The 11,829-nt window shown below is 53.3% G+C and carries 12 protein-coding genes; 3 read left to right on the top strand and 9 right to left on the bottom strand.

The window, feature by feature from the left end; genetic code table 11:
• Window positions 1-24: 24 nt before the first annotated feature.
• The 5 genes from TH63_RS03220 to TH63_RS03200 form a co-directional block, all read right to left on the bottom strand.
• The gene (locus tag TH63_RS03220) at window positions 25-279 is read right to left on the bottom strand and encodes a hypothetical protein (RefSeq protein WP_048919664.1); all 255 of its coding nucleotides are present in this window, start codon (window positions 277-279) and stop codon (window positions 25-27) included.
• A gap of 160 nt (window positions 280-439) precedes the next feature.
• The gene (locus TH63_RS03215; protein ID WP_048919663.1) at window positions 440-1,012 is read right to left on the bottom strand and encodes a histidine phosphatase family protein; all 573 of its coding nucleotides are present in this window, start codon (window positions 1,010-1,012) and stop codon (window positions 440-442) included.
• Window positions 1,013-1,460: 448 nt separating this feature from the next.
• A complete protein-coding gene (locus TH63_RS03210; RefSeq protein ID WP_082161537.1) occupies window positions 1,461-2,003 on the bottom strand; it encodes a GNAT family N-acetyltransferase in 543 nt (180 codons plus the stop codon).
• A 4-nt stretch (window positions 2,004-2,007) separates the two neighbouring features.
• The gene (gene purE, locus TH63_RS03205) at window positions 2,008-2,535 is read right to left on the bottom strand and encodes a 5-(carboxyamino)imidazole ribonucleotide mutase (protein ID WP_048919661.1); all 528 of its coding nucleotides are present in this window, start codon (window positions 2,533-2,535) and stop codon (window positions 2,008-2,010) included.
• Window positions 2,532-3,659: a 5-(carboxyamino)imidazole ribonucleotide synthase gene (locus TH63_RS03200; protein ID WP_048919660.1), complete on the bottom strand. Its 1,128-nt coding sequence runs from the start codon at window positions 3,657-3,659 to the stop codon at window positions 2,532-2,534. Before TH63_RS03200 ends, purE begins: the two co-directional genes overlap by 4 nt.
• Window positions 3,660-3,929: 270 nt before the next feature.
• Between TH63_RS03200 and TH63_RS03195 the strand changes: the two genes are divergently transcribed.
• The 3 genes from TH63_RS03195 (at window position 3,930) to hemE (ending at window position 6,306) form a co-directional block, all read left to right on the top strand.
• On the top strand, window positions 3,930-4,424 hold the full coding sequence (locus TH63_RS03195; protein WP_197088628.1) for a hypothetical protein: 495 nt from the start codon (window positions 3,930-3,932) through the stop codon (window positions 4,422-4,424).
• Window positions 4,425-4,538: 114 nt separating this feature from the next.
• Window positions 4,539-5,156: a MarC family protein gene (locus tag TH63_RS03190; protein ID WP_048922557.1), complete on the top strand. Its 618-nt coding sequence runs from the start codon at window positions 4,539-4,541 to the stop codon at window positions 5,154-5,156.
• A gap of 118 nt (window positions 5,157-5,274) precedes the next feature.
• Complete coding sequence (hemE, locus tag TH63_RS03185) at window positions 5,275-6,306, top strand: uroporphyrinogen decarboxylase (protein WP_048919658.1); 1,032 nt, start codon at window positions 5,275-5,277, stop codon at window positions 6,304-6,306.
• Window positions 6,307-6,428: 122 nt separating this feature from the next.
• Here the strand turns inward: hemE and TH63_RS03180 are convergent, their stop codons facing one another.
• The 4 genes from TH63_RS03180 to recR form a co-directional block, all read right to left on the bottom strand.
• Window positions 6,429-7,463 (bottom strand): bifunctional heptose 7-phosphate kinase/heptose 1-phosphate adenyltransferase, encoded by a 1,035-nt coding sequence (locus TH63_RS03180; RefSeq protein WP_048919657.1) that lies wholly within the window; start codon window positions 7,461-7,463, stop codon window positions 6,429-6,431.
• Window positions 7,464-7,573: 110 nt separating this feature from the next.
• A complete protein-coding gene (locus TH63_RS03175; protein WP_048919656.1) occupies window positions 7,574-8,782 on the bottom strand; it encodes a pyridoxal phosphate-dependent aminotransferase in 1,209 nt (402 codons plus the stop codon).
• A 387-nt stretch (window positions 8,783-9,169) separates the two neighbouring features.
• A complete protein-coding gene (locus TH63_RS03170; protein ID WP_048919655.1) occupies window positions 9,170-11,077 on the bottom strand; it encodes a glycosyltransferase family 2 protein in 1,908 nt (635 codons plus the stop codon).
• A 136-nt stretch (window positions 11,078-11,213) separates the two neighbouring features.
• Complete coding sequence (gene recR / locus TH63_RS03165) at window positions 11,214-11,822, bottom strand: recombination mediator RecR (protein ID WP_048919654.1); 609 nt, start codon at window positions 11,820-11,822, stop codon at window positions 11,214-11,216.
• Window positions 11,823-11,829: the final 7 nt, after the last annotated feature.

Raw genomic sequence — 11,829 nt, 5'->3', positions numbered from 1 at the left:
CCGGCAGCTTTTCAAGGACCAACCTCAATCCCGGGCAGCTTTCTCGGCTTGCTGCAGTCCGGCCGCGGTGAGGTGGCAGAACAGGGTCATGTCTGGGGCGTGGTCTATCTGTACCAGCTTCTTTATTTCAAGGTCCCGCATTTCCTGTTCAATTTCGCCCAGGGAAAGCCCGGGCGTTTTAGCGGAGATGGCCGCTGCGTCAATGGGCCAGGTGGTCTTTGACTCGTGGTCTTTTACTACTGCATACATTGCTTTCAAGATTCTGTGTTCGTGCGCCATATTCTTTCTATTTAAATGACTTGTTCAGAGACAAGAAACAGGTTAGCAGTGCTTCCTGCTTTAAAGGCACAGGTTGAATAGCAGGGGAAGCTACAGGGGTTTACCGGCCTCTTTCTGTTTTACGGCTGTTTTTGGAAAAACGGGGCTAAAACAGAAGACCTTATTTGCCCAGTTGGGTCACGCCCACATAGCCCCGTCCACCGTCGCGCAGAACTTTCCAGCCTTGCCTCCTGAGGGCGCGTTTCACGAACTCATTTAAGAACCCGTGCGCCACCAGCACGGCCAGCCCGTGGGCCTCAGCTTCGGTGGCTAAATGCTGGGCGGCCTGGGCGGCCCGGGCCTTGGCCTGTTTAAAGCTTTCAATGTCTTTCTGGTTGAGCCCTAGCAGCCACAAGGCCCTGGACGTCACCTGCCACCAGATCAAGGGAAACTTGCCCAGCGGCAAGCCCCAGATGCGGTTCTCAAACTCCCGGAACGTGGCATCCTCAATCAGTTCCACCCCTTCCCCAAACAGCATTTTGGCAGTAGCCTTGGCTCGGGGCAGGGTACTGCAAAAGACTTTCTTGATGCGGTCCATGGGCAGGTGCTCGCTTTTTTCTATGATCTCTTCCACCTCCGCCACATTGTAGTCCTGAATGTACTGGGCCGCCGCCGCCTTGCTAAACAGCCCCGACCGGTTAATAATAGGCCGGGCATGCCGGATAAGATAGATATGGGGAGCGTTCTCTGACATGGGTGCCAACTAGAAAATGTTTTGTCTTTGCCCCTTTATACGGTCGCTTGCCGGGCTCGGCACCCTTGGGAGACTCAAATAATCGCTGGAAGCAGGATAAGAGCTAAGCACCGGGTTTTCAGAAGATACCAACATCAGCGGCCAACCTCCTGGTCTTGCTTGGTATCCATGAATTGTTAGGCAGGAAAAATAGAAAGGCGTATTAACCCAGAATTCCGTTTAGGGGCTGTTTTCATAAAAACGGCCCCTAAACGGAATTCTCTTCACAAGGGTAAGGATTCGTTTTGAGACTATTTTCGGGAAAACAGGCTCAAAACGGGTTTTGGGTAATCTAAGGTGTACGGCTCCTTCCCCGCTGCCCTTTAAACTTCAAGGCTCAGCGGAATTCCTTTGAAGGCTTCCCTACTAATCTCCGCCTCGGCACCCATCCTCCCTAAATCACTAATTTTCAGATGGTTTCCTCTGTCCCGTACACGGTTTTATAAAGGAGCGTCTTTATTTTCTGGTACTCTTCATCTGCCAGCAGCCCTGGAAAAGACATAAGCTGCAGCGGCACCCATGGTTTCTCAGGGCTGTAGGCCGGCTGCCGGTAAGGATAGGCATTGAGGTGAAAGCCAGAGCGTGCGTAGAAACCAATGCGGCGCTGGGCAAGGGAGGTAAGGGGCGGTTCTACCTCCAGAATCATCATAGGTGACGGAGAAGCGTCTTTCAGGAGGTCCAGCACCTGCTTGCCCCAGCCCAGGCCCCGCTGCTGCGGAGTCATGGCCAGATGCTCCAGAAACAAGAAATCAGTGAACTCCCAAAGGCCCACTACCCCCACCGTTTCCCCCTCTTTTTGAACCGACATGAAACGGTAATGGCTATGGGAGAGGAGCTCCTTCTGTTGCCCCAGATTCCTACGCTCCTCAGCGGGGAAGGCCTCTTCATACAACTGCCACGCCAGAAGGAATTCGGGCGTGGCAGTTGTATGGATGGGAAGTAAAGTAAGCAAGGCGCTAGTCTACGTCAAATTCACCCCGGTTTAACTGTTCCACGGAGCGCATGACCTTGTCTTTTTGGATGGCCCGGTGTTTCTCCAGGTTGTCGGCCACAACGGCGTTAGTGGTACCCAGAATCTGGGCGGCCAGAATTCCGGCGTTTGCCGCACCGTTCAACGCTACCGTGGCTACCGGTACGCCACTAGGCATTTGCAGGATGGACAGGATAGAGTCCCAGCCATCAATGGAGTTGCTGGATTTCACGGGCACCCCAATCACGGGCAGGGTAGTCAAAGCGGCCACCATACCGGGTAAGTGGGCGGCGCCCCCGGCCCCGGCAATGATCACCTTCAGGCCCCGTTTGCGGGCAGCCTCGGCGTATTCCATCATGCGGTGGGGCGTGCGGTGCGCCGAAACGATGGTCAATTCATAGGGGATCCGGAGTTGTTCCAATACATCGGCGGCGGCAGACATCACTTTCAGGTCTGACTGGCTACCCATGATAATGCCCACTACGGGCGCGGCTTTTTCTGGCGTTTGGCTCATGCAATAATTCTTAAACGGTTCTTTACGCTTTCTGCTTTCGTTTTCACTTCTTCTACGGTAGGCGCCAACACGGTCAGGTGGCCCATTTTCCGGAACGGCCGGGTGAACTTCTTCCCGTACAGGTGAATGTGCACGCCCGGCTCCCGCAGGGTTTCCTCCAGACCCTCATACACCGCCTCCCCGGAGTACCCGGCCTCGCCCAGCAGGTTAAGCAAAATGGCGGGGCAATGCGGTTCAGTGTCCCCTAGAGGCAAGCCCAGGATAGCCCGCAGGTGCTGCTCAAACTGTGAGGTGGCGTTGGCTTTCATGGTATGGTGGCCGCTGTTGTGCGGGCGGGGCGCCACTTCGTTCACCAGTATCTGACCGTCTCTGGTCACAAACATCTCTACGGCCAGTAGCCCTACAATATCCAAAGTAGTGGTCACGTGGGTGGCAATCTCAATGGCCATGCGCTGTAACTTATACGCAATCTGAGACGGTGCCAGCAGGTAATCTACCAGATTATGTTCATCATGCATGACCTGTTCCACCACGGGGTAGGCTTTCACCTCGCCCTGCACATTGCGGGCACAGATCACCGATATCTCCAGCTCAAAGTCCACCAGTTTCTCCAGCACGCCGGGGGCCTGAAACGCCTTACCAAAATCTGCGGGGCTGTCTAACCGCCGTACCCCGTTGCCATCATACCCGCCGCGGCGCAGCTTATGGAACGCGGGCAGAAAATCCTGGTGGGCGTCTAGCTCAGCGGCCTCCTGCAGCAACCTGAACGGGGCCGTAGGAATGGCGTGTTTCTGGAAGAACTCTTTCTGAAGGCCCTTGTCCTGAATAGTTTGCAAGGACGCGGGCTTCGGGTAAATGGCCAGGCCTTCCTTTTCCAGCTGGAAAAGCGCGTCTACGTTTACGTGCTCAATTTCAATGGTGAGCAGGTTACAGCGCTTGCCGAAGGCGTAGACGGTATCATAGTCTTTGAAGTCACCGTGCACAAACTCCTCGCACAGGTGCCGGCAAGGGGCAAACTCATCTGGGTCTAGCACCAGCGTGTACAGGTTAAAATCAAGGCCGGCCTGAAGTAGCATCCTGCCCAACTGTCCGCCCCCCAGAATGCCTAGTCGTATGTTATTCATTTAAAATATACTTAAATCGTCTGCAGGCCACTCTTTAATACCCTCATTTACAATAAAATATCCAATCCAAGAACCATTCTATGCTCGTAAGTATTGTAGCTGATATCTAGTCTCAAAAGCGTGGGCCGATGAAAAAACAAAACTACGCATTTGCGCCTAATTACCTTACTACCCAGAAAATCAATAGAGTTAGACTTTGCCAACAATATTTTTTTAATATTTACTTAATATTTTATTTAAATAACATTATTATCCTATATTTGCTTTCATATGCAGAATATATATCGCTTGATACTCATAGAAGACGACGCAGCCTATGCTGGGTCTCTTTATCTGGCCTTAAACAAGCAGCATCTCTACACCCTCCCTATTGAGATCCGGACGTTTACGTATGCCGAATTCAAAAACCAGATCAATCCTGCGCGTAACTCCAGCCGTGAGATTTTAGTCTTTGGCGGCAGAGAAGACCTGGGCTTCAGCCCCGACCTTCCGTTACTGAAGCAGTTCCTGGGGCAAAAGGAGCGGTGCCATTATTTCGCCTTAACCCCCTCTGTAGACGGCCGAGAAGTTTTGTCTCTGTGGCAGCCTGGCATGTCTGGGGTAGTAGAACGCGGCGAGTCTGCCAAGAAAAGGCTGTTTGATTCTTTAAAACGCATTCAATTACGGCAGCAGGCCAGATCCAGCGCTCCCGCCCGCTCCGCTTCCCGCCCTAATCCCAGTTTCATGGGGCAATTCAGAACCATGCTTTTCAGCTTTTTCGCGTAACCTCAGGTTCGCATAACGTTATATAAACGGGAAAGGGAGGACTTACTGGTCCTCCCTTTCCCGTTTCTGCGTATGCCCGTTGACATTCCTGGTAAAATACGTATTTTGGCCTCAATGGAAATTCTGCTTGCTACATTTTCTGCCCTGTTTTCGGTGGTGAACCCGTTTGGCGCCATGCCTGTGTTCCTGACCCTCACCCATGATGACACGCCCACCCGGCGGGGCGAACAGGCCTTGCGTGCCTGTATCTACATGGTGCTTATCTTGACCGTCTTCTTTCTGGCCGGGCAGGCCGTGCTGGACTTTTTCGGGCTCAGGATCCATGACCTGCGCATTGCGGGCGGTATCATGATCATGCGGGCCGGGTTTGACCTACTCAACGCCAAGCCCGAAGAAAGCAAAAAAATCTCCAAGGACGTAGTGGCCGAAGGCGTAGAAAAGGACGATATCTCCTTTACGCCCCTGGCCATGCCCCTGCTCTCGGGGCCCGGCTCCATTGCGGTGGTCATCAGTCTTTTCACCAAGTCGCTTACCATTATTGATATGGGGCTCACCATTCTGGCCATTATCATGATGGGCGCGGTGAGTTACATTATCCTGCTTTTCTCTCCTAAACTGATGATTTTCTTAGGTAAGGCCGGTCTGGCCGCTTTGTCAAAGATCATGGGCTTTATTGTCCTGTCTCTGGGGGTGAGCTTTATCGTGACCGCGTTACTGGCCTTGTTCAAGTAACGGCCAGGTGGGCGTTTTGGGCCCGTTTTCCGGAAAACGGGCCTAAAACGACTTTCGTCACTTTGCTTAAATAGAAACATCATTCTTCAAAGAGCCTCTTTTCCTTTATCTTTGCGCCATGCAATTAAAGAATGACCTGCTGCTGCGTGCCGCCCTGGGCCAGCCTACTGAAAGAACCCCTGTCTGGCTGATGCGCCAGGCCGGCCGAATTTTACCGGAATACCGCGCCGTCCGGAGCCGCCTTTCCGGTTTCAAGGAACTGGTGGAAACGCCTGAACTGGCCGCCGAGGTGACCATTCAGCCGGTAGACCTGCTGGACGTGGACGCCGCCATTATCTTCTCAGACATTCTGGTGGTACCTGAGGCCATGGGCTGTACCTATGAAATGGTGGAGAGCCGGGGCCCCATCTTCCCTACTACCATTAAAACCGCCGCCGATGTGGAGCGGGTGCGGGTAGCCGACCCTCATGAGCATTTGGGCTATGTGCTGGATGCCATTAAAGTCACCAAAAGAGAACTAAACGGCCGCGTGCCCCTGATTGGGTTTGCCGGCGCGCCCTGGACTATTTTAGCCTACATGGTGGAAGGTAGCGGCTCCAAGACTTTTTCTAAAGCCCGTAAAATGCTCTACGCCGAGCCGGAGCTGGCCCACCAGTTATTGCGTAAAATCACAGACACTACTATTGCCTACCTAAAGGCGCAGGTAGAAGCCGGAGCTGACCTCATCCAAGTGTTTGATTCCTGGGCCGGTATCTTGCCCCCTGCGCATTACCGTGAGTTCTCTTACCGCTACATCTCTGAGATCTGCCAGGCCATTACCGAGGTTCCGGTGACGGTCTTCGCCAAGGGCGCTTTCTTCTCCCTGGAGGAATTTGGGCAACTGGACTGCCAGGTGATTGGGCTGGACTGGAACATGGACATCAAGCAGGCCCGCGCCGCCGTAGGCCCCAACAAAACCCTGCAAGGCAATTTAGACCCGTGTGCGCTTTACAACTCTTTTGAAGGCATCAAGCAGGAAACGAAAAAGATGTTGGACGCCTTCGGGCCCACCCGCCATATTGCCAACCTTGGCCACGGCGTGTACCCAGACACTAACCCGGAGAAGGTGAAATGCTTTATCCAGACGGTGAAAGAGTATAGCCAGCGGTAAAACCGGAAATAGAACACCAACAAAAAAGCCTTCTGCATTATCTGCGGAAGGCTTTTTTATAAGGTATTGAAAATCTGTTTTGAAGGTGTTTTCCGGAAAACGGACTTAAAACGCCATTTCGTTTACACCGCTTTCACCTCAAAAGAAGCCAACGCGTTTTTCAGGACGGCTGAGGCCTGCGCCTCGTGCTGTAATTGGTCTTTGTCAATAGGTACCACGCCTACGTGCTCGCAAACCAGGCCGCCGCCCAGGTTAGCCAATTCGGCTAAGGCCGGCAGCGGAAGCCCGGCGGCCAGGCTTAGGGCGGCAATGCTCACCACGGTGTCACCGGCCCCAGAAACGTCTGAGATAGACCGCACGTGGGCATCTAAATAGGTTTTCTCCCCATTGGCTGACTGGCAGAAAACGCCCCGCTCAGACAAGGTTACCAGCACATTCTCCAGCGCCATTTTTTCTTGTAATTGGTGCACGGCAGCCTCAAAGGCCTCCAGGTTGGCATCGGAGAAATCTACTTTCAGGCCTTCCTTGAGTTCTTTGAGATTGGGTTTAAAAAGCGTGCTGCCTTTATAAGAAAGGAAATTCTTCTTTTTAGGGTCTACCACGGTGGGCACTTGGGCATCTTTGGCCAGCGCCAGCAGTTCCTTGATCACTTCCTCGCTCAGCACACCTTTGTCATAGTCCTCAAAAATGACCACATCGGCTTTCTTGAGCAGGTAGGAAAAGCGCTGTACCAGGGCCCGGCGTTCAAATTCGGTCAGATCGGTTTCCACCTCTGAGTCAATGCGCAGGAGCTGCTGGCCGCCCGAGATAATGCGTTGCTTGACCGTGGTGGGGCGCTCTGGACTCAGGACAATGCCTTCGTTGGTCTGGCCCTGCTCCTGCAGAAGCCTCAAAAGAACCGCACCGTCCTGGTCATCGCCCACCACCGAGCACAGCAGCGGCGTGGCGCCCAGGCTCTGCACGTTCAGGGCCACGTTGGCGGCCCCGCCCAGGCGTTGCTCCACCTTGAGGCGGTTCACAATGGGCACCGGCGCCTCCGGCGACAAGCGTGAGGATTTTCCCCAGAGGTAGGCATCAATCATCACATCACCTACTACCAGAACCCGCAACTGACTAAAGCGGTGGAACAAAGCGGAAACTGTGCGCTGAATGGGCATCCAAAAAGATAATTGGTTAGAAACAAAACATTGGATAAAGCGCCTCATTAGTCCGGGGCGCCTTATCCAATGTCTGGGGCAAAGGTAGTAAGAAAAACGGATTTGAGGGGTTAGCTTAGTTTCGCCAGGCTGGCCTTGATCCGGTCTAGGGCTTCAATCAACTTGGCGTCTGAGGCCGCAAAGGAGAACCTGATGCACTGGGGAGCGCCAAAGGCGGCACCGTCTACCAGTGACACGTGCGCGTCATTGAGCAGGTACATGGCCAGGTCATTCGCATCCTGGATCTCATAGTCACCGCCGGACTTCCCGAAGTAATAACTCACGTCTGGGAAGATGTAAAACGCGCCCTGCGGCACATAGGTCTTAAAGCCGGGTATCTGGTTCATCAGCCCCAGCACCAGGTCGCGGCGGCGCAGGTAGGACTCACTCATCTCTTTAGCCGATGCCTTTCCGCCTTCCAGGGCCGCCTGGGCCGCCTTCTGGGCAATGGAGCAGGTTCCGCTGGTGATCTGGCTCTGCATTTTGTCGCAGGCATCAGCTATGTCTTTGTGGGCGGCAATGTAACCCACGCGCCAGCCGGTCATGGCATAGCCTTTGGAGAATCCGTTCACAGTGACCACGCGGTCTTTGATGGCGTCAAAGCGGGCCAGGCTATACGGTTCCCCGGTGAACGTGATGTACTCATAGATCTCATCAGCAATCACGTACACCTGCGGGTGTCTCTCCAGAACGGCGGCAAACTCGGCCAGCTCTTCCTGGGTGAACACAGACCCCGTTGGGTTGCAGGGCGAAGAATACATGACCAATTTGGTATTGGAGGTAATGGCATCTTCAAACTGCTGGGCCGTCACCTTGTAGTCGTTTTCAATGGAACCCATCACCGGCACGGGAATCCCCTCGGCCAGTTTCACCACCTCTTCATAGCTCACCCAGTACGGCGCGAAGATCACTACCTCATCCCCGGGGTTTACCAGGCACATAACGGCATTGGCAATGGATTGCTTGGCGCCGGTAGAGACCACAATGTTCTCAGGGCCATAGGTGAGGCCGTTGTCGCGTTTCAGTTTCTCGGCAATGGCTTTGCGCAGCTCTGGGTAACCGGCCACGGGCGTGTAAAAGGTGTAGCCGTCATCAATGGCTTTCTTGGCCGCGTCTTTAATATACTGGGGGGTCTGGAAGTCAGGTTCCCCGAAGCTTAAATTTATAACGTCTACTCCTTTAGCCGCCAGTTCACGGGCTTTTTTGGCCATGGCAATGGTCTGAGACTCAGCAAGAGAAGTGATTCTATCTGATAGTGGTGTTTGTTGGGTGGTTATCATCTTACGCAGACATAAAGGTACAGACCCAAAAATAGGGCCTTTTACCGTTTTTACAGTATTTTGAAGAAAATTTAATTAAAATCACATGAAATCAGCCTCATTGCTATCAAAACAATGAACACCTTTCCTGTTATAACTTCTAATGTACTAGATTTATTATGAATTTATGCCTAGGGTGAGGCAATGATGCTTTTACGCGGTGTTGCTTGAGAAGTAACCTGCCACCCGCAAAATACTTCCTCTTTCTTTAACCACCGGTCCACTGGATGGTGCATCTTGTTTTACCCCTGTTTTCAGGAAAACGGGCTCAAAACGCTTTCCTACTTTCCTGTGAGGAGAAGCTCCCACCTAGGTGTTTGGCCAGGAAACCTAAGCTCTACAATGAGACTAAGCAGGCCGCCCCAACTGGGAGAGGTTACGGGAGATAATCACCAGGTCTGAGTAAGGCGTGTACTCCTTGGCGTAGACCACTTCAATCTGGCGGGCCGCAGCTGGGCTGATTCTCTGGTTAGACTCTTTATCTGCCGGCGACAAGATAGATGGTTTGGACTCCGGCGTAGCCGTGGCCTTCAGGCCCACCCACTGGTACAACCCGATTAGATTACCCAGGCAATTCTTAAAAAACTGCTTCTTGCCTTTCATACCCCAGATCAAAACCGGAGACAAGATTAGCAACACGGCACTTACCAGGGAGTTGAGCACCACCTTGTTGCGCCGGTGGTAGGGGTTCAACAGGTTCACCTCAATGTGCAGGGCGTAATAGTCGCCGCGGGTGTTTTTAGACGACGAGCCGATGATGTAGGTACTGTTTTCGGGCAGGATCTTGAATTCAATGGCGCTTTTATGGATCTGCACCATCCACTCAATGATCTGGGAAACTGCCAGGTCCTTGCCGCAGAAGATGAGTTCATTGATTTTATAGATCTCGATGATCTCCTTTATCTGAATTAAATCTGAGGCAGGAAATTGGGGCGCGAACTGGGCCAGCGGTTCCTGGGCCCCGGCCTGCCGCAGCAGCGTAGATGCCCGTTTCACCTCATTCTGGCTGCCTATCACGGCAATGCGCTTGGCCTTGGGCTCCCCGAAGCGCCAATGGCCATACAGTTTAAAATGGTGCAGCAACCGCCAGGCAGCCATGCCCACCAGCCCCACTAACACGGCTACCAACAAGTGCTTTTTGTTTACCTGCCCCACCATGCCGGAGAAACTGGAAAGCGCCATAAGCAAGATACTGCCCCAAAGCATGCCCCTTACCAGCCGGTACAATCGGGTAGGTTTGTCATAGGCCCCACTAAAAAAGGCCGCGCCTAGCCAAACCACAAAATACGTGGCCCACATGGTGGAAAACTCCAAAGACAGCGGGTCGGGCACCAGCCTCTCCCCTACCAAAACGCCTACCATCAGGCAAAGCCCATCCAGGAAAATAGGAAAAAGCCATTGCAATGCTCTTGCCACAATAGCCAAACCAGCCCGCAGGTAAATGGCCAGCCTGATCAGGAACGAGTACATACGGGCCTGCCTGCCGCTGAAATGCTTCTCTGCGAACACCATCATGGCCCTGTAGAACATGAACACGTAGTTCACGCTGGTCTTGCGGGTACTTTCGCCTTTGTAATGGATAATGCGGGTCTCGGGGAAATAGACCACGTCATAGCCGCCTTCCTTTATCCGGAAGGATAGGTCTATGTCTTCGCCGTACATGAAGAAATCCTCGTCCAACAGCCCCACCTTGTCCAGGGCCTCGGCCCGCATGAACATGAAGGCGCCCGCCAGAATATCCACTTTGTGCACCTGCTCACTGGAGAGGTGCCCCAGGTGGTAGCGGTTGAAAAGTCCGGAGGTGGGAAAAAGGGCGGCCAGGCCGAAGACTTTGCAAAAGGCCACCCAGGGCGTAGGCAGCCCTCGTTTGGATTCCGGCAGGAATTTGCCGGCCCCGTCCATCATCTTTACGCCCAGGGCCCCGGCCTTGGGGTGGTCTTCCATGTACTCAAAGCATTTCCGGAAGGTATCTTCCTCCACCACCGTATCTGGGTTGAGCAGCAGCACATACTTGCCCTGCGATTGCCTGATGGCCTGGTTATTGGCCTTGGAGAAGCCCAGGTTCTCTTTGTTGGCCAGCAGAATGACTTCGGGGAACCGCCGCCGCACCATCTCCACCGACCCGTCTACCGAATTATTGTCTACCACAAAGACCTCTACCTGCAGCCCACGCACCGCCTTCCGCACGGAAAGCAGGCACTGCTCCAGAAAATAGCTGACGTTGTAGTTGACAATAAGGACGGAAAGGTCTTTCAAGCGGGTACGGTTGGGGACTATAAATATTGGGGAGGTAAGATAGGCGAAAGAACTACAAACATAAAAAAAGCAGGAACGTTTGTCCCTGCTTCTTCCGCTATTTCAGGCCTGTTTTCGCAAAAACGGGCCTGAAACGTTAACTCTGGCTATAGGCCGTGCGGTCAATGATGCTTCGGCCCAATGTAATTTCATCTGTATACTCCAGCTCGCCCCCCACCGGCACGCCCCGCGCAATGGAGGAAATGCGGGCCGGGAAATCCTTAAGCTTGCGGGTGAGGTAAAAAGCGGTGGTATCGCCTTCCATGGTAGGGCTAAGGGCCAGGATGATCTCCTTTACCCCAGACGTAGGCAAACGCTCCACCAGGGACTGAATGTGAAGGTCTGAAGGTCCAATGCCTTCCAGCGGGGAAATCACCCCGCCCAGCACGTGGTACACCCCTTTGTACTGGGATGTGTTCTCAATGGCAATCACATCGCGCATGTCACTTACCACGCATAGCAAAGTGCGGTCTCTGAGCGGGTTGGTGCAGATGCTGCACACTTCCATATCTGAGATGTTATGGCAGGTTTTGCAGTACCTTATGTTGGTGCGCATGCGCACCAGGGCCTCAGAAAGTTGTTTGGTATCTTCGGTTTCGGCTTTGAGCAGGTGCAACACCAGGCGCAGGGCGGTCTTCTTGCCCACACCCGGTAATTTGGCCAGCTCTTCTACCGCGTTTTCAATCAGTTTAGAAGGAAAATTCATCCTTTAG

The organism is Rufibacter radiotolerans (assembly GCF_001078055.1).
Classification (GTDB): Bacteria; Bacteroidota; Bacteroidia; order Cytophagales; family Hymenobacteraceae; genus Nibribacter; species Nibribacter radiotolerans.
Note: the sequence above shows the minus strand (reverse complement) of the source record. Positions and strands in the feature narration are given on the sequence as shown.

What these genes read in the sequence shown, in the direction of transcription:
- TH63_RS03180 (WP_048919657.1), bottom strand. Translation starts at nt 7,463, where the DNA reads ATGCCCATTCAGCGCACAGTTTCCGCTTTGTTCCACCGCTTTAGTCAG.
- TH63_RS03220 (WP_048919664.1), bottom strand. Translation starts at nt 279, where the DNA reads ATGGCGCACGAACACAGAATCTTGAAAGCAATGTATGCAGTAGTAAAA.
- hemE (WP_048919658.1), top strand. Translation starts at nt 5,275, where the DNA reads ATGCAATTAAAGAATGACCTGCTGCTGCGTGCCGCCCTGGGCCAGCCT.
- TH63_RS03195 (WP_197088628.1), top strand. Translation starts at nt 3,930, where the DNA reads ATGCAGAATATATATCGCTTGATACTCATAGAAGACGACGCAGCCTAT.
- TH63_RS03215 (WP_048919663.1), bottom strand. Translation starts at nt 1,012, where the DNA reads ATGTCAGAGAACGCTCCCCATATCTATCTTATCCGGCATGCCCGGCCT.
- TH63_RS03190 (WP_048922557.1), top strand. Translation starts at nt 4,539, where the DNA reads ATGGAAATTCTGCTTGCTACATTTTCTGCCCTGTTTTCGGTGGTGAAC.
- purE (WP_048919661.1), bottom strand. Translation starts at nt 2,535, where the DNA reads ATGAGCCAAACGCCAGAAAAAGCCGCGCCCGTAGTGGGCATTATCATG.
- recR (WP_048919654.1), bottom strand. Translation starts at nt 11,822, where the DNA reads ATGAATTTTCCTTCTAAACTGATTGAAAACGCGGTAGAAGAGCTGGCC.
- TH63_RS03200 (WP_048919660.1), bottom strand. Translation starts at nt 3,659, where the DNA reads ATGAATAACATACGACTAGGCATTCTGGGGGGCGGACAGTTGGGCAGG.
- TH63_RS03175 (WP_048919656.1), bottom strand. Translation starts at nt 8,782, where the DNA reads ATGATAACCACCCAACAAACACCACTATCAGATAGAATCACTTCTCTT.